This window comes from Halorubrum sp. 48-1-W, from assembly GCF_003287355.1.
In the GTDB taxonomy this organism is placed as follows: Archaea; Halobacteriota; Halobacteria; order Halobacteriales; family Haloferacaceae; genus Halorubrum.
Map to the genome: position 1 here is coordinate 1 of NZ_QMIM01000033.1, position 23,516 is coordinate 23,516.

Annotated in this window: 22 protein-coding genes; 15 read left to right on the forward strand and 7 right to left on the reverse strand. The window is 70.0% G+C overall.

Annotated features, from left to right (window positions below; translation table 11 throughout):
• The first annotated feature begins 325 nt into the window (after positions 1–325).
• The gene (locus DQW50_RS14245) at positions 326–775 is read left to right on the forward strand and encodes a DUF6653 family protein (RefSeq protein ID WP_112079936.1); all 450 of its coding nucleotides are present in this window, start codon (positions 326–328) and stop codon (positions 773–775) included.
• 13 nt (positions 776–788) lie between these two features.
• Here DQW50_RS14245 and DQW50_RS14250 read toward each other — a convergent pair whose 3' ends face one another.
• The gene (locus tag DQW50_RS14250) at positions 789–1,958 is read right to left on the reverse strand and encodes a twin-arginine translocase subunit TatC (protein WP_112079937.1); all 1,170 of its coding nucleotides are present in this window, start codon (positions 1,956–1,958) and stop codon (positions 789–791) included.
• 111 nt (positions 1,959–2,069) lie between these two features.
• On the opposite strand from DQW50_RS14250, the gene DQW50_RS14255 reads away from it, so the two are divergent.
• From DQW50_RS14255 to DQW50_RS14265, 3 genes are all read left to right on the forward strand, one after another.
• Positions 2,070–4,316, forward strand: a complete 2,247-nt coding sequence (locus DQW50_RS14255) for a twin-arginine translocase subunit TatC (RefSeq protein ID WP_112079938.1) — start codon at positions 2,070–2,072, stop codon at positions 4,314–4,316.
• Positions 4,317–4,424: 108 nt separating this feature from the next.
• On the forward strand, positions 4,425–7,379 hold the full coding sequence (gene uvrA / locus DQW50_RS14260) for an excinuclease ABC subunit UvrA (RefSeq protein ID WP_112079939.1): 2,955 nt from the start codon (positions 4,425–4,427) through the stop codon (positions 7,377–7,379).
• A gap of 118 nt (positions 7,380–7,497) precedes the next feature.
• Entirely contained in the window at positions 7,498–7,881 is a 384-nt protein-coding gene (locus DQW50_RS14265; RefSeq protein ID WP_112079940.1) for a RidA family protein, read from the forward strand.
• Positions 7,882–7,931: 50 nt separating this feature from the next.
• On the opposite strand, the gene DQW50_RS14270 is transcribed toward DQW50_RS14265, so the two are convergent.
• Entirely contained in the window at positions 7,932–9,986 is a 2,055-nt protein-coding gene (locus DQW50_RS14270) for a helix-hairpin-helix domain-containing protein (RefSeq protein WP_112079941.1), read from the reverse strand.
• Between the two features lie 172 nt (positions 9,987–10,158).
• Between DQW50_RS14270 and larE the strand changes: the two genes are divergently transcribed.
• The 7 genes from larE to DQW50_RS14305 all read left to right on the forward strand — a co-directional run bounded on the left by larE (position 10,159) and on the right by DQW50_RS14305 (position 15,895).
• Positions 10,159–11,121: an ATP-dependent sacrificial sulfur transferase LarE gene (gene larE, locus DQW50_RS14275; protein WP_112079942.1), complete on the forward strand. Its 963-nt coding sequence runs from the start codon at positions 10,159–10,161 to the stop codon at positions 11,119–11,121.
• A 112-nt stretch (positions 11,122–11,233) separates the two neighbouring features.
• Positions 11,234–11,437, forward strand: a complete 204-nt coding sequence (locus tag DQW50_RS14280; RefSeq protein WP_112079943.1) for a hypothetical protein — start codon at positions 11,234–11,236, stop codon at positions 11,435–11,437.
• Positions 11,438–11,510: 73 nt separating this feature from the next.
• Complete coding sequence (locus DQW50_RS14285; RefSeq protein WP_241964442.1) at positions 11,511–11,813, forward strand: glutaredoxin family protein; 303 nt, start codon at positions 11,511–11,513, stop codon at positions 11,811–11,813.
• 62 nt (positions 11,814–11,875) lie between these two features.
• Positions 11,876–13,105, forward strand: a complete 1,230-nt coding sequence (locus DQW50_RS14290) for a DHHA1 domain-containing protein (protein WP_112079944.1) — start codon at positions 11,876–11,878, stop codon at positions 13,103–13,105.
• A complete protein-coding gene (locus DQW50_RS14295; RefSeq protein WP_112079945.1) occupies positions 13,102–14,091 on the forward strand; it encodes an AIR synthase family protein in 990 nt (329 codons plus the stop codon). Before DQW50_RS14290 ends, DQW50_RS14295 begins: the two co-directional genes overlap by 4 nt.
• A 77-nt stretch (positions 14,092–14,168) precedes the next feature.
• The gene (locus DQW50_RS14300; RefSeq protein ID WP_112079946.1) at positions 14,169–15,344 is read left to right on the forward strand and encodes an acyl-CoA dehydrogenase family protein; all 1,176 of its coding nucleotides are present in this window, start codon (positions 14,169–14,171) and stop codon (positions 15,342–15,344) included.
• On the forward strand, positions 15,341–15,895 hold the full coding sequence (locus DQW50_RS14305) for an HAD-IA family hydrolase (protein WP_112079947.1): 555 nt from the start codon (positions 15,341–15,343) through the stop codon (positions 15,893–15,895). Before DQW50_RS14300 ends, DQW50_RS14305 begins: the two co-directional genes overlap by 4 nt.
• 51 nt (positions 15,896–15,946) lie before the next feature.
• On the opposite strand, the gene DQW50_RS18535 is transcribed toward DQW50_RS14305, so the two are convergent.
• A complete protein-coding gene (locus DQW50_RS18535) occupies positions 15,947–16,327 on the reverse strand; it encodes a DUF5822 domain-containing protein (protein WP_241964443.1) in 381 nt (126 codons plus the stop codon).
• A gap of 121 nt (positions 16,328–16,448) precedes the next feature.
• Here DQW50_RS18535 and panB point away from each other — a divergent pair, with 121 nt between their 5' ends.
• Complete coding sequence (gene panB, locus DQW50_RS14315; protein WP_112079948.1) at positions 16,449–17,267, forward strand: 3-methyl-2-oxobutanoate hydroxymethyltransferase; 819 nt, start codon at positions 16,449–16,451, stop codon at positions 17,265–17,267.
• Between the two features lie 49 nt (positions 17,268–17,316).
• Entirely contained in the window at positions 17,317–18,933 is a 1,617-nt protein-coding gene (locus DQW50_RS14320) for an ATP-binding protein (RefSeq protein WP_112079949.1), read from the forward strand.
• A 151-nt stretch (positions 18,934–19,084) separates the two neighbouring features.
• On the opposite strand, the gene rpl12p is transcribed toward DQW50_RS14320, so the two are convergent.
• The 3 genes from rpl12p to DQW50_RS14335 are packed head-to-tail and all read right to left on the reverse strand — an operon-like array spanning position 19,085 to position 21,096.
• Complete coding sequence (gene rpl12p / locus DQW50_RS14325; RefSeq protein WP_112079950.1) at positions 19,085–19,414, reverse strand: 50S ribosomal protein P1; 330 nt, start codon at positions 19,412–19,414, stop codon at positions 19,085–19,087.
• Positions 19,415–19,429: 15 nt separating this feature from the next.
• A complete protein-coding gene (locus DQW50_RS14330) occupies positions 19,430–20,461 on the reverse strand; it encodes a 50S ribosomal protein L10 (RefSeq protein WP_112079951.1) in 1,032 nt (343 codons plus the stop codon).
• Positions 20,458–21,096 carry a 50S ribosomal protein L1 gene (locus DQW50_RS14335; protein ID WP_112079952.1) on the reverse strand — a complete coding sequence of 213 codons (639 nt, stop codon included), beginning with the start codon at positions 21,094–21,096 and terminating at the stop codon, positions 20,458–20,460. The genes DQW50_RS14330 and DQW50_RS14335 overlap by 4 nt, the downstream gene beginning before the upstream one ends.
• A gap of 280 nt (positions 21,097–21,376) precedes the next feature.
• Here DQW50_RS14335 and DQW50_RS14340 point away from each other — a divergent pair, with 280 nt between their 5' ends.
• Together DQW50_RS14340 and DQW50_RS14345 are read left to right on the forward strand one after the other, a co-directional pair.
• A complete protein-coding gene (locus DQW50_RS14340) occupies positions 21,377–22,921 on the forward strand; it encodes an acyl-CoA carboxylase subunit beta (protein WP_112079953.1) in 1,545 nt (514 codons plus the stop codon).
• A gap of 1 nt (position 22,922) precedes the next feature.
• Positions 22,923–23,183, forward strand: a complete 261-nt coding sequence (locus DQW50_RS14345) for an acc operon protein (RefSeq protein ID WP_112079954.1) — start codon at positions 22,923–22,925, stop codon at positions 23,181–23,183.
• A gap of 56 nt (positions 23,184–23,239) precedes the next feature.
• Here the strand turns inward: DQW50_RS14345 and DQW50_RS14350 are convergent, their stop codons facing one another.
• Positions 23,240–23,458, reverse strand: coding sequence for a hypothetical protein (locus tag DQW50_RS14350; protein WP_112079955.1), 219 nt, complete (start codon positions 23,456–23,458; stop codon positions 23,240–23,242).
• Positions 23,459–23,516 lie beyond the last annotated feature (58 nt).

The window sequence follows — 23,516 nt, forward strand, 5'->3', positions numbered from 1 at the left end:
GTAAGCACCGCAGCGAAGGAGCGGGAGCGACTGAGCGAGGAGCGCAACGAGCCGCGCGAGTCCTCGCGGCTGGGGCTTTGAAGGTGTTCTCCGAAGTCGTACTCACTGCTCTGTAGTACCGAGCGACTGGGGCTTTGGAGGTATTCACCTCGCCAGCAACGATCTCGTTCCTATCAAGTCGATCTCTCACGAAACAACTGTACTATTAGCACTCGTCAGCGACCAGCTGGTTCAGACTAGAATACAGCTGAAGAACAGAACGTCAACGAAACCTGATCGACCGGGTCGGGGGAACCGCTATGCTCCCGGCGGACCGAGACGGAGCATGACTGTCCTCGAGTCGATCCGCGACGCAGTCTGGCGGCGACACGCGAACCCGAAGAGCGGGTGGAGCCGGGTCCTCGTCACGCCGGTCCTGCTGTACGCCGTGTACCGCCGCGACGGGAGGCTCGCTGTCCTCGCGGTCGCGTTCACGATCGTGAACCCGGTTCTGTTCTCGCCGCCCGCGGACGACGACGCGTGGATGACCCGCGTCGTGCTCGCCGAGCGGTGGTGGGTCGAGGAACGCGGGGAGGCGGTCCTCTCGCGGTCGTACCCCGCCGTGCTCAACCTGCTCAACCTCCCCGTCTTCGCGTCCGCGCTCCTGGCCGCGTACCTGAAGCGTCCGGTGTGGGCTGTGCTGGCGGGGCTGGCGTCGATCGGGTTGAAACTTCGCTTCGTCGACGAACTGGTCCAGCGGTACGACGCGGAGGGGTCGACATCGGGCGGGGAGTGAGTCGGCCACTCCGTCAGTTCCCGGTCCAGCGCAGGATCGCGAGCGTCCCCTCGAAGAGGACGATCATCGTGAGCGTGACGATGATCGGGGCCATTCCGGTCGGGTCGGGGCTGAACAGGAACGCGATCCCGAGGAACGAACCCCAGAAGATGAGGCGTTTGTCCTCCAGCCACTGCCGCGTGACGAGGTTCATCATGATCGCGAGCATGATGAAGAGCGGGATCTGGAAGACGATCGCCATGAACGCCAGCATGATCACGATCAGGTTGAACGTCTCCGCGAGCCCGAAGGCGATCGTCGCGGCGTCGGAGGTGTAGGTGGTGAAATACGAGAAGATCGCGGGCAGCACGAGGAAGTGGGCGAACGCGATACCGATCCCACCGAGCACCAGGCTCGTGGGGACCGCTGCGAGGTAGTACCGGCGCTCGTTCTCGTAGAGTCCGGGCTTCATGAACCGATACGTCTGGTAGACGAACGCCGGGAGGCCGACCACGACGCCCGCGAGACCGGCGACCTTCAGCCGCGTCAGCGGCAGTTCCAGCGGCGCGTACAGCCGGGGCCGGTTCTCGAGCGGCGCGGGGATGTGGTACCCCCAGAAGTAGTTGATGAGTTCGGCCGACTCCGTCACCGCGACGAGCGTCGCGAGACCGCCGAAGAGGAAGACGACCGCGAGCCGACGCATCATCTCCTCGATGTGCTCCGCGAGCGGCATCTCCTCGTCGGTCTCGGGCCCTTGAATCCCGCCTACGTCCCCGACGTCTACCGCCGGCGAGGTGCCGCCGTCGCCGGTGACGTCGGGGTCGGAGTCGTCTGAGTCCTCGGCGTCCCCGTCCTCGTCTGAGTCCTCGGCGTCCTCGTCACTGTCGGAGTCGTCGTGATCGTCCCTGTCTTCGCCGGAGTCGTCAGCATCCCCGTCGACCGTTTCGCTCTCGTCGGCGCCGAGATCCGTGCCATCGTCGGGACCACCGCCGTCAGCCTCGCCGGCGGCGGCCTCGATACCCGTGTCCTCGACACCCGTGTCACCGTTCGCACCCGCGCCCTCATCGCCGTCCCCGTCGACCGCGTCTTCGTCGGTCGTGGCGGGCTCCCCCTCGTCGGGCGCGGGCGATCCCCCGGATTCGACCGACTGCGACGGGTCTTCGGGGTCCGATGACTCGTCGCTCGGCCGGTCGTCGTCGTCCATTCACCTTAGGTACGCCACCGGGTGATTATAGGCCTTTTCGGATGGCGCCGCCGGGAGGGGGCGCGGACGCGGTCGAAAAGGTTGATAACGACGACGGTCCTCTCCCGCCGTATGGCGAGTGCCCTCGACGAGGACACCCAACAGTCGCTCGCAGCCGGCCGCGAGTCGGCTCGGGCGTTCCTTCGGTCGATCCAGAAGGACCTTCAGAAGGTGTTCGTCGTCTTCCTGATCGGTTTCGTCGGTACGTTCTGGGCGCTCCGCGTACACGTGTGGGACTACCTCTTCGCGATGACGCGGGAGAACATGTCCGCCGACGTCGCCGCCGAGGCCGACGTCATCGCGACCACGCCCTTCGAGGTCATCCTCCTCCAGGCGAAGATCGGCCTCGTCATCGGCGCGATCGTCTGTCTGCCCGCGTTGGTCTACTTCGCCCGCGACGAACTGCGAGCACGCGGGATGTGGCCGCAATCGCCCGTTTCCCGCTGGAAGCTCGCGGCGATCGGGCTGCTCGGCGCGGGTCTGTTCGCCGTCGGCGTCGCCTACGGCGTCTACGCCTTCTTCCCGATCATGTTCTCCTTCCTGGCGGGCTTCGGGCTCGAGGCCGGCATCGAGCCGACCTACGGCATCGTGATGTGGACGGAGTTCATCGTCTTCCTCTCGCTTTCCTTCGGGCTCGCCGGGCAGATGCCGCTCCTCATCACCGGGCTCTCGTACGCCGAGATCGTCCAGTACGAGACGTTCCGCGACAAGTGGCGCTACGCCGTCGTCGCCATCTTCGTCTTCGGCGCGGTGTTCTCCCCGCCGGACCCCTTCACCCAGCTGATGTGGGCGTTCCCGCTCGTCGCGCTGTACGGCTTCAGCCTCTACCTCGCGAAACTGGTCGTCACCGCGAAGCGCAGTTCCGACCGGATCCGCGTGCTCGGGGCGGTCCGGAACCACTGGAACGTCGTCGGCGGCGCGGCCGTCCTCGGCGCGGGCCTCGTGTACGCCTTCTACGAGTACGGCGGCCGAACCGGGGTCAACGGTCTCCTCCGCACGCTCGGTAGCGACTGGCGCTTTCTCGCACCCGGCGAAGGACTCGGCCTCGATCCGGCGACCGCCACCGCGATATACGTCACGGCGTGGGCGCTCGCGTTCGTGGCCGTCGCGATCCTGTGGGCGGTGTACACCGACCTCGACACCACGAGCGCGGGGTACCGGTACGGCGACCCGACAGCGATCGACCTCGACGAACTCGACGCCGCCGGGATCCGCGCGGCTCCGGAGGAGCCGTTCCTCGAGATGTCCGAGGAGGAGTCGCTCGCGCGGGCGCAGGCCGCGATCGACGACGGCGACCCCGAGAAGGCGCAGGCGATCTTGGACCGCTTCGACGAGGTGACGGCAGACGACGACGAGGCGGGCGACGACGCCGCGGGCGACGCGGACGGCGAGACAGCAGGGGGAGGCGGCGGGGACAGCACCACGGCCGGCGGCGGCGGCAACGTGGGCGGTGGGCTCGCCGGGTCGGTCGGCGACCGCACCTCGCGAGCCTCGTCGACGTTCCTCTCCGAGCTCACCGGCGACGACGAGGCCGAGGAGGACATCGGCGGCTACTACACCGACCTCAAGTTCATCTTCGACTCGGTCCGCTCGAAGTCGTTCGTCCTCCTCGTGGTGTTCGGCGGCGTGATGGGCGCGGCGTTCACCTGGCTGTACCTCGGCGGGTTAGCGGCGGTGCGGGCGGACCTCCAAGGGCGGGTTCCGGCGGAGGTCGGCGGCGGGATCAACATCATCACGCTCCACCCCGTCGAGGCGCTGATCTTCATGGTGAAGTTCTCGCTGCTTCTCGGCGGGATCGCGGTGTTCCCGTTCCTCCTCTACTCGGCGTGGCCGGCGCTCCGTGAGCGCGGGTTCGTCGCCGGGCGGCTCCACCAGGTGTACCTCTGGACGGGCGCGCTCTTCGGCGGGCTGATCGGCGGGTTCGCGCTCGGGTACGCGTACATCGCCCCCCGGCTCATCGGCTGGCTCGTCACCGACGCCGCGAACGCCGACATGATCATCACCTACCAGGTGAGCGACTTCATGTGGCTCGTGATCTTCACCACCATCGGGATCGGCTTCCTCGCGGACATCCCGATCGCGATGGTACTTCTGAACAACGCCGGCGTCCCCTACGACGGCTTCCGCGGGCGCTGGCGGGAGGTCACCGTCGGGATCATGCTGTTCGCGGCGGTGTTCACCCCCGCCGACGTGATCACGATGTTCCTCGTGACGATCCCGCTCATGGTCGCGTACGGGATCGGACTCGGCGTCCTGTACCTCGTCACGCTCGGCGGCCGGCGGAACCTCTCGCCACCGGCCGACATCGTCGGGCGGTAGCGGTCCTGCCCGCGGGACCGCGCTCCGCCCCACGATCGCCGAAATCGACGGCCTCCGATCGCCGAAACCGACGAGTATTCCCGCGCGCGGGCGTAACCCGCGAGCAGAATGAGCAAGGACTACATCGAGGTCCGCGGCGCGGAGGAACACAACCTCACGGACCTCGACGTCCGGATCCCGCGCGAGGAGTTCACGGTCGTCACCGGCCTCTCCGGGTCGGGCAAGTCGTCGCTCGCGTTCGATACGATCTACGCGGAGGGCCAGCGCCGGTACATCGAGTCGCTGTCGGCGTACGCCCGCAACTTCCTCGGGCAGATGGACAAACCGCAGGTCGAGGCGGTCGAGGGGCTCTCGCCCGCCATCTCTATCGACCAGAAGAACGCCGCCAACAACCCGCGGTCGACGGTGGGCACGGTCACCGAGCTCCACGATTACCTCCGGCTGTTGTACGCCCGCGTCGGCGTCCAACACGACCCGATCACCGGCGAAGAGGTGGGCGAACAGTCCGCCCAGGACATGGTGAACCAGATCCTCGAACTCCCCGAGGGGACCCGCGCGAAGGTCGCCGCACCCGTCGTCCGCGACCAGAAGGGCGCGTTCGAAGACCTGTTCGAGGACCTGGTGTCGGACGGGTACGCCCGCGTCGAGGTCGACGGCGAGCCGATGGACCTGACGCTCGACGACCCGGAACTCGACCAGAACTACGACCACACGATCGACGTGATCGTCGACCGCGTGACGGTGAGCCCCGACGCCCGCTCGCGGATCACGGACTCCGTCGAGACCGCCCTCGAGGAGGCCGGGGGCGCGCTCAAGCTGATCGTTCCGGACCCGCCCGCCGACACCCCGTTCGCCTCGAACGCGCGGTCGACCGGGTCGCTGGCGGCGGACGCCGAGGGTGACGACCGGCTCGTCGTCGAGTTCTCCGAGGAGCTCGGCAACCCCAACTCCGACTTCCAGTTCTCGGCGATCGAGACGCGCTCGTTCTCCTTCAACAGCCCGTACGGCGCGTGTCCCGAGTGTGAGGGGATCGGGTCGACGAAGGAGGTGGACGAGGACCTCGTCGTCGTCGACCCCACGAAGCCGCTGAAACACGTCTTCGAGCCGTGGAGCTACAACCGGACGTACTACTCCAGGCAGATCGACAACGTCGCCGAACACTTCGGCGTCGACCTCGAGACGCCCTTCGAGGAGCTCGACGAGTCGGTCCGACGGCAGTTCCTCTACGGCACCGACGACGTCGTCCACTTCGAGTGGACCACGAGGAACGGCACCCGTGAGAAGACCGAACGCTTCGAGGGGGTCATCCCGAACCTGGAGCGCCGCCACGTCGAGACCGACTCCGAGCGGGCCCGCGACCACATCGAGGAGTACATGGCCGTGACGACCTGTCCGGAGTGTGAGGGGACGCGGCTCAAGGAGCAGTCGCGACACGTCCGCGTCGCCGGCACCCCGATCACCGAGGTCAACCGGCTGTCGATCGCGGAGGCGCGCGAGCACTTCGAGGGGATGGAGGACGAACTCGGCGAGCGTGACACGACGATCGCCGTGGAGATCTTAAAGGAGATCCGCGCCCGGCTGGGGTTCATGGAGGAGGTCGGGCTGGAGTACATCACGCTCGACCGGGAGGCCTCGACGCTCTCCGGCGGCGAGAGCCAGCGCATCCGGCTGGCGACGCAGGTCGGCTCCGGGCTCGTCGGGGTGTTGTACGTGCTCGACGAGCCCTCCATCGGGCTCCACCAGCGCGACAACGACCGGCTGTTGAACACGCTCGACGGGCTTCGCGACCTGGGAAACACCCTGATCGTCGTCGAACACGACGAGGAGACGATGCGGCGGGCCGACGAGATCGTCGACATGGGCCCGGGTCCCGGCAAGCGCGGCGGCGAGGTGGTCGCACAGGGCGACTTCGAGGCGATCGTGGACGCCGACGAGTCGGTCACCGGCGACTACCTCGCCGGTCGAAAGTCGATACCCGTCCCCGAGGAGCGGCGCGAGCCCGAGGGCGAACTGGTCGTGCGGGGCGCGCGCCAGCACAACCTGACGGACCTCGACGTGCCCATCGAGCTCGGCACGCTCACGACCGTCACCGGCGTCTCCGGCTCCGGGAAGTCGACGCTGATCAACGACGTCCTCTACAAGGGGCTCGCCCGGGAGATGAACGACAACACGAGCGTCGACCCCGGCGAGCACGACGCGATCGAGGGGATAGAGGGGATCGAGACCGTGCGGCTCATCGACCAGTCGCCGATCGGGCGGACGCCGCGGTCGAACCCCGCGACGTACACCGACGTGTTCGATCACGTCCGCGAGCTGTTCGCGGAGACGAAACTCGCGAAGCGCCGCGGCTACGAGAAGGGACGGTTCTCCTTCAACGTGAAGGGCGGTCGCTGTGAAGAGTGTGGCGGCCAGGGGACCGTGAAGATCGAGATGAACTTCCTCTCGGACGTCCACGTCCCCTGCGAGCAGTGTGGCGGGGCGCGCTACAACGACGAGACGCTGGAGGTGACGTACAAGGGGAAGACGATCGCCGACGTGCTGGAGATGAGCGTCGCGGAGGCGTACGACTTCTTCGCGAGCTACGGGGCGTTGAAGCGCCGCCTGAAGCTGTTGAAGGACGTCGGGCTCGGCTACATGGAACTCGGCCAGCCCTCCACGACCCTCTCCGGCGGCGAGGCCCAGCGCGTGAAGCTCGCCGAGGAGCTGGGCAAGAAGGCCACCGGCGACACCCTCTACCTGCTCGACGAGCCGACGACCGGGCTCCACAAGGAGGACGAGCGGAAGCTGATCGAGGTGCTCCACCGGCTCGTCGACGCCGGCAACACGGTGGTCGTCATCGAACACGAGCTGGACCTCGTGAAGAACGCCGACCGCGTGATCGACCTCGGCCCCGAAGGCGGCGAGGGCGGCGGCGAACTCGTCGCCAGCGGGACGCCCGAGGCGGTCGCCCGGACCGACGACTCCCACACCGGGCGGTACCTCCGTGACCTGCTCCCCGACGTCGACATCGAGGGCCCCCGGAGCGACCGCCGGAAGCCCGCGACGGCAGCCGACGACGACTGATCCGGACCGTCGAAGCGTCTCGGTGGGATCGATCTCACCGGGTCCCGGTCCGATCGCGTCCGTCCGTGCCCCTCCCTGACCCGTAGCTTGATATGCTGGCCCGTCGTCGCTGACGACGATGAGAGAGATCACGAGCGACGACGTTCCGGACGCGCTGGGCCCGTACTCGCAGGCGATCGTCTCGGACGGTACGGTTCACGTCTCGGGCAAGACCGGCGTCGACCCCGAGACCGGCGAGGCCCCGGAGTCGGTCGGCGCACAGACGACACAGACGCTCGCGAACGTCGAACGGATTCTGGAGGCGGCCGGCATCGACGCGGACGCGATCGTCCGGGCAACCGTCTACCTCACCGACATGGACGACTACGACGAGGTGAACGAGGCGTACCAGTCGTACCTCTCCGAGCCGTATCCCGCCCGGACCTGCGTCGAGGTGTCGCGGCTCCCCGCGCCGCTCGACGTCGAGATCACGGTCGACGCGGAGCTCGACGGCGACGAGTGAGGCGGGAACCGGCGACGAGTGAGGCGGGAACCGGCGACGAGTGACCGCGTTCAGAACTTCTCCAACAGGCCGGTGTAGAACCCGCCGCCGCGGTCCTCGGCCAGCTTCTCGACGATGAGCTCCGGCGTCGACCGCGCGAGGTGTCCCTCCCGCGGCGAGCGGTTCACGCGGAGCTCGCCGTCGACGAGCCCGACCGCCTCGATCCCGTCGACGGCCACGTCGTAGTCGGCAGCCTCGCGGATCTCGCGGGCCAGGTGCGAGACGAAGACGGCGGTCGCGTCCTGGTCGTCGAGCGCCTCGAGGATGCCCGCGATGATCTTCGCGGACGCGCCCGGCTCCGTTATCGACTCCAGCTCGTCGACGAGGACGAGCCGGCCGTCCGCGCCCTCGACGAGATCGCCGAAGTCGCGAAGCGTCGCCTCGAACGCCCCCGCGTCGAGGGTCCCCTGGGATTTGGCGTAGTAGTGGACCTCCTCGAAGCGGTCGAGTTCGACCGTCTCGGCCGGGACGGGCATTCCCATCTGCGCGAGGACGACCACGAGCGCGACCAGGTCGAGCGTCGACGTCTTCCCGCCGGAGTTCACCCCCGAGAGCAGCCGTACCCCGTCGACCGCGTAGTCGACCGGCTCGACCGCCTCGAACGGGACGTCGAGCAGCGGCGAGCGACCTCCTTCGATCCGGAAGCCGCCGGGCCGACCGCCCCCGCCGTCATCGTCGCCCGCACCGCCCCCGCCGTCATCGTCGCCCGCACCGCCCTCGTCGCCCCCGCCCGGATCGTGGACCTCGGGCATGACGCAGTCGAAGTCGCGGGCGAACCGGGCGACCGCGAGCTCCACGTCGAGTTCGAGGGCGTCCCGCACGAGCGTCTCGACGGGCTCGCGGAGGTCGCCGAGGTCCGTCGCCAGTTCGGCTTTCAGCCGGGCAGCCCGTCGGTCGCGGCCGGCCGACAGCTCGGTCCGTAGCTGTGAGACGGCCGACCCGTCGCGTTCGACCGGAAACGAGGGGTCGTCGGCGAAGACGCGCTCGGCGAGGTCGACCTCCTCGGGCGCGAGGTCGAGCGCGTCGACGAGGTGCTCTCGGGCGCGCCGTATCGCGGTGTCGTACTCGTCGGCGAGCTCGCGGTCGAGGAGCGAGTCGACGCGCGCGCCCTGCTCGACGAGCGAGAGGAAGTCCGTCCCCTCGATGGTGACGTCGCGCTCGCGGATCGCCTCGCGGAGGTGGTCGTCCGCGACCGACTCCGCGGTCGAGACCGCCGCGTCGAGGTCGTCGACGGCGGCGGTCAGCCGCTCGAGCTCCGCGTCGCCGACGACCGTTCCGTCGTCGTCGAGCCGCGAGAGGGCGTCCCGGAGCGCGTCGGGGTCGACGGCTGGGGGGCGGTCGGCTGCCTCGTGGACCGCCACAGCCGCCTCCAGCCGAGCGCGGTTCTCGGCGAAGAACGCGAGCAGGCGCTCGGGAACCGTCTCGGCGGGCGTCGAGAGCGCGTCCGGCCGGACGTGGACGTCGCCCTCGACGTCCATCCCGGCGAACTCCTCGTCGAGGACGATCACGGTCGCGTACGACCGCGCGAGCTCCCCCACGTCCCGCACCGCCTCTACGGTCTCGACCGACAGCTCCGGCACGCGGGCCTCGGCGCGGGCGTACACCTCGGCGTCGGCGGTCGCCAGACAGCGGTCACGCACCCTGACGGTCGGCGGGTCCGCGAGCGGCTCGACGCCGGAGAGCGCCTCGATGACCGCCGGGTCGGGGTCGCGTTCCGTCGCCTCGGCGGCGAACGCCTGTGCCTCCGCGATCCGGGAGGCCGACGCGCTCGGGTAGAACGTCTCCAGCCGCTTCTCGGCGTAGTCGGTCACCGTGCGCTCCTTCAGCAGACCGAGCGCGTCGCGGTACACCTCCCGTGCCCGGTCGGTCGCCAGCACGCGGCTCGCGTCGTCGTGTCTGCGGCGGATCGCGCCGCGGGCGACGCGGGCCGCCCGCGCCTCGTTCACCCCCGGCGCGCGGGCGATGGCCGCCACGTCGCCGGACTCGACGGTCGCCTCGGGGTCGTCGAGTTCGCGGAGCGCCCGCGCCGTCTTCTCGCCCACGCCGGGGATCGCCTCCAACTCCATTCACCCCTCATATCGCGGCAACCCGCAAAAGGGTGCGGGTGTCGGTGGTCCGAGGCCGTCACGGTGGAGGTCGTCACGGCGGAAGCCGTCACGATGGCCCTCTCACGACGGCGGCACGCTCGCCCCCGGCCGACGCCGATGACCTTTTTCCCCAGGACGACGAACCGCGGCCATGGACCAGGACGCTTCCGCGGTCGGGATCGACGACCCCCTCACAGTGGGAACCGACCGGCTGGACCCCGAGACGGCCGAGAAGGCGCGATCCGCGCGCGATCGGCTCGCAGCCCGCGACGGGGTCCTCGTCGCCTTCTCCGGCGGCGTCGACTCCTCGGTGGTCGCGGCGCTCGCACACGACGCGCTCGGCGAGGACGCGGTCGCGTGTACCGCCCGCAGCGAGACGCTCCCCGCAGCCGAACTCGACGACGCGAAACGGGTCGCCGGGGAGATCGGGATCCGCCACGATACGGTGACCTTCTCGGAGCTCGACGACCCGAACTTCGTCGCCAACGACGGCGAGCGGTGTTACCACTGCCGGACGATGCGGCTCGGCCGGATGTACGACCGGGCCCGCGAGCTCGGGATCGGGACCGTCTGTGACGGGACGAACGCCGACGACCCCGGCGAGGGTCACCGCCCCGGCCTGCGCGCGGTCGAGGAGCTCGACGTCTCCTCGCCGCTCCTCGACGCCGGGATCACGAAAGAGGAGGTCCGCGCGATCGCCGAGGCGTACGGCCTGTCGGTCGCCGACAAGCCGTCGATGGCGTGTCTCTCCTCGCGTATCCCGACCGGACTCGAAGTGACCGAGGAACGCCTCTCGCGCGTCGAACGCGCCGAGACCGTCCTCCGCGAGTGGGGCTTCGAGGGGTTCCGCGTGCGCGACCACGACGGGCTCGCACGGGTCGAGATCGCCCCCGACGAACTGGAGCGCGCGCTCGATCCGGCCTTCGCCGACGCGGTCCACGAGCACCTCACCGACGTCGGCTTCGAGTACGTCACTCTCGACATGGCGGGCTACCGGACCGGCAGCGTCAGCCCCGACAGCGACGGGGCAACCGAAGACGGCGGCGAGGTGGCCGAAGACGGCGACCGGTCCGAAGGCGACTCCCTCGATCTGGATCGACGGTACCCGCGCTGACGCCGCCGGGCGAGGCCGAGGAAGCGTCACCGAGACACGTCAGTCGACTCATATTATCAATCGGGAGAATCCGGCACGAACGCTTATAACTCGTATCGGCCGATCCAACGGCATGGGCGAGGCCAACACGCTCGCGGTGCTCGCGGGCGGGGTCGGCGGCTCCGTCGGCGCGTTCGTCGGCGTCGCGGTCGGCGGGGACCCGATGCGCGTCACGCTGACCACGCTGGCCGTCGCGCTCGTCGTCGGGAGTGCGGTCGTCGCCAGCGCGGTCATCGCCGGCGACGTCGAGTTCTTCGTGGACCCGGACGGCGAGTAGCCGGGGCCGGGCGGTTCAAACCCTCGGGACTCGGATCGAAACGCACTGGTCCCCGGAGGGCGTTTCGACGACCGTGAGCGACACCGACGAGCCGGACCGGGGCGTGGCGACCGCAACCGACACGGACCCGGTCCCGGTCACGATCTACACCCGCGAGGACTGTCACCTGTGTGTCGTCGCCCACGAGACGGTCAGGGACGTCGCGGCCGACCTGGCGGTGGACGTCGACCTCGAACTCGTCGACGTCGACGAGGACCCCGAACTCGCGGACGAGTACGGCGAGCGCGTCCCGTACGTGTTCGTCGACGGAACCCCGGCGTTCAAATACGAGGTCGACGAGCGGGAGCTCAAGCTGAAGCTGCTCGCGGCGTCGTGATCGGCGGGTGAAGACGGGAGCGACCGGTCAGCTATTTACCCGACCGCGACGACGACCCCTCCATGACGGCATCACGCGCGCCGGCGGAGCCGGCGGTCCGGGAGTTCGAGTCGACGGTCGAACGGGTCGACGGCCGGGAGGTCGTGTTATCGGAGACGTACTTCTACGCCGAGTCGGGCGGCCAGCCGGCCGACCGCGGCACCCTCGCGGGCGTCCTCGTCGACGACGTACGCGAGCGCGACGGCGAGGTCGTCCACGTGCTCGCCGAGGACCCGGACGACGCCACCGGAGCGGAGGGAAGTGTGGCGCCGGGCGAGGTCGTGACGGGGGTCATCGACGACGAGTTCCGGACGTACTGTGCCCGGGCACACACCGCCTCACACGTCCTCTACGGTGCGGCCCGCCGGACATGCGAGGACCTCGGGTACGCGGGTTTCGACATCTCTCCCGAGAAGGTTCGCGTCGACCTCACGACCGCCGAACCGCTCGACGACGCTGCCCTCGTCGAGCTCGAGCGGCTCTCGAACCGGGCGGTGTGGGACTCACGCCCGGTCACCTGGGAGGTGCTCCCCGACGCGGAGGCGCGCGACCGCGAGGGGATCGCGTTCAACGCCAAGACCGAGGAGGGCGCGATGGGCGACGGCGCGTCGGTCCGCGTCGTCACCGTCGAGGACTGGGACGTGGCCGCCTGCGGGGGGACCCACGTGGAGAACACGGCGGAGATCGGCCCGATCACGGCGCTCGACCGGTCGAACCCCGGCGAGGGGGTCACCCGCGTCGAGTTCGCGGTCGGCCCGACCGCGGTCGACCGCGGGGCAACGATCCACGCGGCCGCGCTGGAGTCGGCCACGGCCGCCGACACCAACGTCGACGACCTCCCCGGAGAGGTCCGGCGGCTCCGCGGGGAGGTCGACCGGCTGGGGTCGGCGCTCCGGGACGCGCGGTCGGACCTGCTCCGCGCGCGACTCGGCGAGTTCCCGACGGCGGAGGTCGACGGCGTCGCCTGGGCGGTCGGGTCGCTCGCGGACGCCGACCCGAACGACCTCCGAGAACCCGCGACGGAACTGCTCGAGTCGGACGCCGGCGTCGACGCGCTCGCGGCGGTCGGGACCGGGAACGCGCCGTTCGTCGTCGTCGCCACCGCGCCGGACGCCGACGCGGACGCCGGCGCGGTCGTCGATGCGGTCACCGACGAGTTCGGGGGCGGCGGCGGCGGCGGGCCGACGTACGCGCAGGGCGGCGGGCTCGACGCCGACCCCGACGAGGTCGTCGCGTGGTTGCGGGATCGATGACGGGAAAGGTCCCCCCCGAGGCGCTCACGGAGCTCCTCGCAGCGACGGGTGCGACGGACCCGGCGGTCTCGACGGGGCCCGCCCACGGCGAGGACGCGGCCGCGATCGACCTCGGCGACCGGACGCTCGTCGTCGCCACGGACCCGCTGTCGCTCGCGACCGACGCAGTCGGGCGACTCGCGGTCCACGTCGCCTGTAACGACGTCGCCGCGAGCGGCGCGGACCCGCGGTGGCTGACGAACACCGTCCTCGTCCCCGACGCCGACCCGGACCGGCTGTCGGCGATCGCGGCCGACGTCGACGCGGCGGCGACCGACCTCGGCGCGGCGGTCGTCGGCGGTCACACCGAGACGGTGCCCGCGCTGGAGCGCCCGATCCTCTCGATGACGGCGCTCGGGACGACCCACCGCTTCCTCTCGACCGGGGGGGCGACGCCCGGCGATCGACTCCTGCTCACGAAGGGCGCGGGCATCGAGGCGACCGCGATCCTCGCGACCGACTTCCGGGAGGCGTGTGCGGCTGGGGGTGTCGACGAGGCGACGCTCGAGTCCGCTGTGGGCTTCCTCGCGGACGTGAGCGTCGTCCCCGACGCCGCCGCGATCCGGGATGTCGCGACCGCAGCACACGACCCGACCGAGGGCGGGGTCGCCGGCGCGCTCGTCGAACTCGCGACGGCGAGCGCGGCGGTCGTCGACGTCGACCGCGACCGGGTGCCGGTCCGTCCGGAGACGCGCGCCTGCTGTGACGCCCTCGGGATCGACCCGCTCCGCGCGTTCGGCTCGGGCGCGCTGCTCGCGGCGGTCCCCCCCGAACGGGTCGACGGGGCGCTCGACGCGCTCACTACTGCCGGGATCGCTGCTGCCGAGATCGGGTCGGTCCGCGAGCCGGGAACGGGGTCGGGCGGGGACCCGGCCGGCACGCTCCGGCTCGACGGCGAGGCGATCCGTGAGCCCCCGCGGGACGAGCTGTACCGCCTCTGGGAGTGAGGCAGGGGATCCTCCTCGCCCCCAGCCACGCCCGACCCCCCCGCGCACTTTTGCCGGCCGAGGTCGAATTCCGTGGTATGACTGGCGCGCGTGTCGGGTCGGCACTGACCGACGAACAGGCGGCGGTGCGCGACCTCGTCCGGGAGTTCGCACGCGAGGAGGTCCGGCCCGGCGCACGGGCGGCCGACGCGGCGGCGGCGTTCCCCGAGGACGTGTGGGACCGGCTCGCCGAGCTCGGGCTGACCGGGCTCACCGTTCCCACGGCGTACGGCGGGTTCGACGCGGACGCGACGACGTACGCGGTCGTCAACGAGGAGCTGGCCCACGGCTCGCTCGCGGTCGCGACCGCCCTCTCCGTCCACTGTCTCGTGACCTCCTGTCTCGCCGAGTTCGGGAACGCGTCCCACCGCGAGCGGTGGCTCCCCGAGATGGCTGCGGGCCGCCCGGTCGGGGCGTTCTGCCTCTCCGAGCCGCACGCGGGGTCGAACCCGGCGGGCATGTCGACGACCGCAGTGTACGACCCGGACGCCGACGAGTACGTTCTCGACGGCGAGAAACAGTGGATCACCAACGGCTCGCGGGCGGGCGTCGCCGTCGTCTTCGCGAAGGCCGTCGACGGCGACGCCGACGCGCCCGACCCCGACTCGATCACCCAGTTCCTCGTCCCCATGGACGCCGAGGGGGTCGCGGTCGGCAAAAAAGAGGAGAAGCTCGGCCTGCGCGCCTCCGACACGACGCCGATCACGTTCGACGACTGCCGGGTCCCGACAGCGAACCGACTGACCGAGGAGGGTCGCGGGCTCTCGGCCGCGCTCGAGACCCTGACCGGCGGCCGGATCGGCATCGCGGCACAGGCCGTGGGGGTCGCACGGGCCGCCCTCGAGGCGGCGACGGCGTACGCGCGCGAGCGGGAGCAGTTCGGCGAACCGCTCTCCGAGATCGGGGCGATCCGTCACAAGGTGGCGGAGATGTCGACGGACGTATCGGCCTCGCGGCTGCTCGTCCGCGAGGCGGCCCGGAAGGTCGAGGCGGGCGAGGACGCCCGCGTCACAGCCGCGCAGGCGAAGTACCGGGCGAGCGAGGCCGCGATGTCGACCACGAACGAGGCGGTACAGATCCACGGCGGTTACGGGTACACGACCGCGTTCGACGTCGAGCGGTTCTACCGCGACGCGAAGGTCACGGAGATCTACGAGGGGACGACGGAGATCCAAAAGGAAGTCATCGCTCGGGGCACCTTCGACACACGATGACCACCGCCCTCGACACGGCCGACGCGATCGTGTACGACCTCGACGGCACCCTCCTCGAACTCGCGGTCGACTGGGACGCCGTCGCCGACGACGTCGTCGCCGCGTACGCCGCACACGCGCTGGTCCCGCCGACGGGCGACCTCTGGTCGCTGCTCGACGCCGCCGCCGACTACGGCGTCGAGGCCGTCGTCGGGGAGACGATCGCCGGACACGAGCGGACCGGCGCGAGCGCGTCGACGCTCCTACAGCTCGGCGAACGGCTCGCTGCCGGCGAGGACGACCGCCCCGCCGCGGTCTGTTCGCTCAACTGTGAGGACGCCTGCCGGATCGCCCTCGAGACCCACGGCCTCGAGGGGGCGATCGACGCCGTGGTCGGCCGCGACACCGTCGAGACGCACAAGCCCGAGCCGGAGTCGTTGCTGGCGGCGGTCGACGCGCTCGGCGTCGAGCCGGAGCGGGCCGTCTTCGTCGGCGACTCCGAGAGCGACGCGGTCACCGCCGACCGCGCGGGCGTCCCGTTCGTCCCGGTCGCCCACGCGTTCGGGGAGTAGGTCGACCGCTATCGGGAGCCACGGGGCGGGTCGAGGAACGGGCCGACCCAGTCACTTTCCGCCGACTTCTTCGGGCGGCCTCGAGAGGTCGGCGTCGGAACGTGAGGGGTCGGCGTCGGAACGTGAGGGGTCGGCGTCGGAACGTGAGGGGTCGTCGCCGGAACGTGAGGGGTCGGCGTCGTCCGGGTTCGAGTAGCCGTCGCCGGCCTCGGTGCGCCTGGCGTAGACCGCGACCACGACCGCCGTGAGGAACCAGATCGGCGCGCCGACGCGGACCGCGAACGCGGCGCGGGCTCCCCAGGTCTCCAGCGTGACGAAGGTGGAGAGGAGGGCGACGATCGGGGCCCCGACGAGGATCGTGACGACGAACGTCGTCTGCATCACCCATCCGTAGTCGACGCCTTCGACTTCGACCTGCTCGACGGGTTGCACGGGTGGGCTACCGGCGTGGACGGACATATCGATGGCGGTCCGCGGTTCCACCCGCGAGCGATCGAGCCGTCCACCGCGGGATCCCGGCGGTTTTAATCGGACGGGAGACGTTCGTCGATCGATGACCACGACGCGGGGACTCCGGGACCGCGAGGAGCCGATCACGATGCTCACCGCCTACGACGCCCAGACCGCGGCGGTCGTCGACGACGTCGGGATCGACGTCGTCCTCGTCGGCGACAGCATGGGCAACACCGCCCTCGGCTACGACTCGACGCTCCCGGTGACGATGGCGGACGTGCGCTCCCGGACCGCCGCCGTCGCGCGCGCGGTCGAGGACGCGCTCGTCGTCGCCGACATGCCGTTCCTCTCGTTCGGCGTCGAGGAGGCCGAGTCGGTGCGGAACGCCGGGAAGCTCCTCAAGGAGGCCGACGCGGACGCGGTGAAGATCGAGAGCGGCCCACACACCGTCGAGACCACACAGCGGATGACGGACGTGGGCATTCCGGTGATGGCCCACCTCGGGCTCACGCCCCAACACGTCAACCGCCTCGGCGGGTACACCAGACAGGGAACCGACGAGGAGGCGGCAGCGGAGATCCTCGACCTCGCCCGCGCCCACGAGGAGGCGGGCGCGTTCGCGCTGGTGTTGGAACACGTCCCGTCCAACCTCGCAGCCGTCGTCACCGACGCCCTCGAGACCCCGACGATCGGGATCGGCGCGGGCCCCGACTGCGACGGACAGGTCCTCGTCGTCGACGACGTGATCGGGCTCGGCGAGTGGTCTCCGCCGTTCTCCCGGCAGTTCGGCGACGTTCGCGAGGAGATGACGCGAGCGATCGACGAGTACAAGCAGGCCGTCGAGACCGGCGCGTTCCCGTCCGGGGAACACACACACGTCGAGGAGGACCTCGGGGACGTGTATCGAACCGAGGAGTGATGCCGGTCCCGGCGGAGCATATTTGACGCGATGCGTCGTGTGAAAGAGCATGGACGTCCTCTGTGTCGACGGTGACCCGACGTCCCTCGAACGGACGGTTGCGTCCGTGCGACGGGAACTCCCCGACGCGACGCTGTGGTCGGCGAGGACGACCGATGAGGCGCTCGATCTGCTCGCGACCGAGCCGATCGAGTGCGTCGTCAGCGCACACGAACTCCCCGACGGCAACGGGGTCGACCTGCTGGAGTCGGTACGGGCGTCCCACGGACCGATTCCGTTCGTCCTCGCCCCGAGAGCGGGGACCGGCGGCGAGTCGGTCGCGGCCGCCGCGGTCGACGCCGACGTCTCGGCGTACGTGCCGTCGGGGAGCGATGACGGGGGGCGGGACGCGAGAGACGAGGGTCGGAACGCGCGGGAGAGAGATCGGAACGCGCGGGAGGGAGATCGGAACGCACGGATCCGCGCGAGCGTCCGCGAAGTCGCCAGGGAGGACGTCGGCTCGGCTGTGCCCGAGCAGGCTCGCCAGCTCGAGGCGCTCCACGAGGCGAGCGTCGGACTCATCGCCGCGACCAGCCACGAGCGCGTCGCGGAGGTCGCCGTCGCCGCTGCGAGCGACATCCACGGGCTGGAGGCCAGCACCGCGTACCTGTACGACGCCGACGAGAACGTGCTCGAGCCGGCCGCGTCGACGACGGCCGCGTTGAACCTCGCCGGCGGGCCGCCGACGTACCGGCCGGGAGAGAGCATCGTCTGGCGCGTCTTCGAGCGGGGCGAGCCGGAGGCGGTCGAGGACGTCCCGTCCGACCCGGACGCGTACAACCCGGAGACGCCGATCCGGAGCCAGCTCACCCTCCCGCTCGACGGATACGGAGTCCTCGTGTCCGGATCCCACGAGCCGGGGACGTTCGACGAGCGCGACGTGACGATCGGCCGGATCCTGGCCGGGAACGTCGTCGCGGCGCTCGAGCAGGTCGATCGGGCGCGAGAACTCGAAAAGCGGAACGAGCGGCTCGACGAGTTCGTCAGCGTCATCAGCCACGACCTCCGGAACCCGCTCGCGGTCGCGACGGGGAGACTGGAGTTGGCCCGCGCGGACCTGGCCGACGCCGGCGTCGAAACCGAACACCTGTCGAGCGTCGAGTACGCGCTCGGCCGGATCGAGTCCCTGATCGACGACCTGCTCCGGCTCGCGAGGGAGGACGGCGCCGACGTCGACCCCGAACCGCTCCGACTGTCCGAACTCGTCGACCACTGCTGTGGGGTCGTCGACACGGAGGGTGCGACCCTCCGAACGGCGACCGACGGGACGTTCCGCGGGGACCGCGGCCGCGTCCGTCAGTGCTTCGAGAACCTGGTTCGGAACGCGCTCGAGCACGGCGGGGACGGGGTGACCGTCACCGCGGGCGTCCTCGCGGACGGGACGGGGATCTACTTCGAGGACGACGGCTCCGGGATCGCGTCCGAGAACCGCGAGAAGGTCTTCGACGCCGGCTATTCGACCCAACGCGACGGAACGGGGTTCGGCCTGCGGATCGTCGATCGGATCGTCGAGTCACACGACTGGGAGATCCGGGTCACGAAGAGCGAGGCCGGCGGCGCACGCTTCGAGATCACGGGCGTCGAGTTCGTCGCGGACGACACGACCGAGTCAGTGACCCACGACTGACGTCGTGGGGTTTCTCCCCGTGATCCGACGGCCGGGTCGCCGGGTCGAGGTGAACGCCCGTGGACGGCGTTCCCACTCGGCGGAACGAGGGGTTCGAAAAATACCGTACTGTGGGGCGATGTCGCCCCCGTTTCGACGCGACGAGTCGGTGTCAGCCGAAGAGCTCGCCGAGCCCCTCGCCGCCGTCGCCTTCGTCCTCGTCGTCGTCGTCGGCTTCGGCTTCCTCCTCCTCGTCCTCGTCGTCGTCGGCTTCGGCCTCGTCGGCCTCGTCGGCGGCGCCGGCGGCCGCGCCCGCGGCGGGAGCCGCGGCGGCCGTCTCGATGGCCTCCTCGATGTCGACGTCCTCCAGCGCGGCGACGAGCGCCTTGACGCGGGACTCCTCGACGTCGACCCCGGCGGCCTCGAGCACGCCAGTGACGTTGTCCTCGTTGATCTCTTCGCCCGTTTCGTTCAGGATGAGCGCAGCGTAAACGTATTCCATTGGTGTAACCTCGTGTTATCCGAACATCGCGCCGAGACCCTCGCCGCCGTCGTCGCCGTCGTCGGCGTCGTCGTCGGTGGTCTCCTCGGCGTCTTCCGTCTCTTCGTCGGCCTGTTCCTCCTCGTCGGCGGCGTCCGTCTCGGGAGCCGGGGCGGCTTCGATGCCCTGCAGCTCCTCGGGGAGCGCCTCCTCGTCGTCGATCTGTGCGGCGAGCGCGCGGAGCTGGGCGTCGGCCTTCCCGATGAGGTCGGGCACGACGTCCGGGCTCTCGATCGCCGCGAACAGCCCGACCGACTTCGCCTCGCCGACAGCCTTCGCGAGAAGGGTGCCGGCGGTGGCGGCCGTCGGGTAGGCGGCGTTGACCGAGAGGTTGCGCGCGGCGGCCGCGGCGGACTGGACGTCCGCACGGTACTCGTCCACGTCGATGGCGAGCTCGTCCGGCTCGAAGAGGACGCCCTCGGAGTAGACGCCCTTGAGGTCGAGTCCGACTTCCTTCGGCTCGATGCCGAGCTCGGTTAGGACGTTCGCGAGGTCGTCGTCGACGACCTCGCCCTCCTCGAGGACCTTCGAGTCCTCGGTGACCTTGATCGATCCGTCCATGATGCGCGCGGACGCGCCCACGGTCTGGAGTTCGCCGACGAACGGACCCGGATCGACGCCGGTGTCACCCTCGGGGATGACGACGTCGTTCGGGGCGACCTCGCCCGCGTTGATCGGGGCCGGCGTCTTCGAGGCCTCGAGCTGTTTGTAGAGCCCGAAGGGGTTGTCGTTGGTGCCGATGAGCGCGACCTGACCGGAGACGTACTCGATCAGCGCCTCGACGCCCTCGTCGACCTCCTCCAGCGCGCGGACGGTGAGCGTGTTGCGGCTCATCCGGACGTCCGCGGAGCCGTGAAGCTCGCGGCGCATGGCCTGGAGCTGGCGGCTCGGGATGCCGGCGACGCCGACGATCCCGACGGAGTTGAACGAGTCGATGAACTCGACGAGCTCGTCGACCTCCTCGCGTTTCCACTGCGGGATCGTCTCAGTCTTGCGGACGGAGCTCATACGGGCACCTCCTTTGCGGGACCCATCGTGGTCTTCACGTAGATCCCGTCGATGTTGAGCGGGCCCTTCTCGAGGTCGGCCTCGAGTCGGCGGATGATGACGTCGATGTTGTCCGAGATGTCCTCGGCGTCCATGTCCTCCGCACCCACGCGGGTGTGGAAGGTGCGCCGGTCACGCGACCGGAGCTGCACCGTGTTCTTCATTCGGTTTACTGTCTCGACGACGTCGTCGTCCGGCTGTAGGGGAGTCGGCATCTTCCCGCGGGGACCGAGGACGGTACCGAGGTACCGACCGATGTCCTGCATCAGGTTGGCCTCCGCGACGAAGAAGTCGGTCTCGTCGGCCAGGTCCTTCGCGCGGTCGTCGTCGTCCCCGAGGTCGGCGAGTTCCTCGCTGTCGAGGACCTCGTCGGCGACGTCGGCGGCGCGGACGGCGGTTTCGCCCTCCGCGAAGACGATGATGCGTGTCTCCTGTCCAGTTCCAGCCGGCAGCACGACGGACTCGTCGACGCGATTCGACGGATCGTTGAGGTCGAGGTCTCGCAGGTTGATCGCGAGGTCCACCGTCTCACGGAAGTTCCGCTCGGGGGCCTCATCGAGTGCGAGGGTCACGGCCTCTTGTATTGTGTCTGCCATTTTCACCTCCGTAGTACGCAGGTCGCTCCTACGGGTCAGTGAAACAGGCGAAGCCTGTCTCATCGGAGAGTGGCCCATCGGACGTTTAAAACCGTCGAAGCGGCCGTCGGCGTGCGAGTCGCTCACGTTCCGTCCCCCGCTCGATCCGCCTCGAGGCGGGTCGAGGCCGTCCGGGCGAGTCTTTCGACGTTCGTCGATCCACGAAACGTCGGATAGGGGAACCCTTTTGATGTCGCTCGTCGACCCACGAGGTAATGAGTCAGGGTGGTCCGACGTGACGATGGACGACCGCATCGAGGACCTCCGGGAGCGTCGCGAGCGGGCAGAAAAGGGGGGCGGCGACGAGCGGATCGCCTCCCAACACGGGAAGGGGAAGCTGACCGCCCGCGAGCGGATCGACTACTTCCTCGACGACGGCACGTTCCACGAGTTCGATCGGTTCCGCACCCACCGGAACCACACGTTCGGGATGGAGGAGAACCGGATCCCGGGCGACGGCGTGGTGACGGGGTACGGCGAGGTGAACGGCCGGAAGACGTTCGTGTTCGCCCACGACTTCACGGTCTTCGGCGGCTCGCTCGGCGAGGTGTTCGCCGAGAAGGTGTGTAAGGTTATGGACAAGGCGATGGACGTGGGCGCGCCCGTCGTCGGGCTCAACGACTCCGCGGGCGCGCGGATCCAGGAGGGGGTCGCCTCGCTCGGCGGGTTCGCGGAGATCTTCCGGCGGAACACGGAGGCCTCCGGCGTGGTTCCACAGCTCTCGGCGATCATGGGGCCGTGTGCCGGCGGCGCGGTGTACTCGCCGGCCATCACGGACTTCACCTTCATGGTGAAAGACACCTCCCACATGTTCATCACCGGGCCGGACGTGATCGAGACGGTCACGGGCGAGGAGGTGAGCTTCGAGGAACTCGGCGGCGCGGTCACCCACACCGCCACCTCCGGCGTCGCCCACTTCGCCGAGGAGTCGGAGGAGGACGCCCTCGACGGGATCGCCCGGCTCCTCTCGTACCTCCCACAGAACAACGTCGAGGACCCCCCGCGCGTCGAGCCGTGGGACGACCCCGAGCGCGCCGACGAGTCGCTGACCGAGGTCGTCCCCGACGCCCCCCGGAAGCCCTACGACATGAAGGAGGTGATCGGCGGCGTCGTCGACGAGGGCTCCTTCTTCGAGGTCCAGGAGAACTTCGCGAAGAACGTCGTCGTCGGCTTCGCCCGCCTCGACGGCCGGTCGGTGGGGGTCGTCGCCAACAACCCCCGCGTGAACGCGGGCACGCTCGACATCGAGTCGAGCCAGAAGGCCGCGCGGTTCGTCCGCTTCTGTGACGCGTTCAACGTGCCGATCCTCACCTTCGAGGACGTCCCCGGCTTCATGCCCGGCACCGACCAGGAACACGACGGGATCATCCGGCACGGCGCGAAGCTGTTGTACGCCTTCTCGGAGGCGACCGTCCCCCTCCTGACGGTCATCACCCGGAAGGCGTACGGCGGGGCCTACTGCGTGATGTCCTCGAAACACATCGGCGGCGACGTCAACTACGCCTGGCCGACCGCGGAGATCGCGGTGATGGGGCCGAAGGGGGCCGTGAACGTCCTCTACCGCGAGGAGCTGGAGGCCGCCGAGGACACCGACGCGCACAGAGAGGAGCTGATCGACGAGTACCGCGAGGAGTTCGCGAACCCGTACACCGCGGCCGACCGCGGCTTCGTCGACGACGTGATCGAGCCGACCGAGACCCGTGCCCGCCTTATCGACGACCTGGAGATGCTGACGGGCAAACGCGCGGAAGGGCCCGACAAGAAACACGGCAACATCCCGATCTGAGATGGCGACGGATCCACCCGCGGGGCTGTCGATCCCCGACGACGCCGACGACGCGGAGGCGGCCGCCATCGCGGTCGCGGTCGCGGCACACCTCCGCGACCGCGAGGCGGCGGCCGCGGCGGACGACGAAGCGACCGGCTGGCACGGCGACCGCTGGGGGTTCGCCGGCCGCCTAGAGTCGGTGCGGGGCCGCCGCGCGCGCGTCCCCGAGACCGCCCCCGCGGACCCGTGGACAGCGGCCGGCCGGCTCGACCGGTTCTGAAGTGGCCGGGAGGCCGCGGCCGCCCGTCCCGCCCCCCGGTGAGACCTCACCTCGCTTTACTCCTCCGGGTCGGGATCGACGCCGGGGTCGGCCGTGTTCCCACCGCGGATCGCCCCGACGACCCGGTTCACGACGACCGGGACGACGCCGGCGATGACGACGAGGACGCTCACGCGGACCAGGACGGAGGCGTCGGTCAGTACCGAGAGCGCGAGGTAGACGACTGCGCCGGCGAGCACCGACGGCAACACGTAGGGGTTCCCTGCCGAGAGCATACCCGACGATCCGGGCTCGACACCCCTTAACCGTCCCGGACCGACAGAGTGAGGTGCG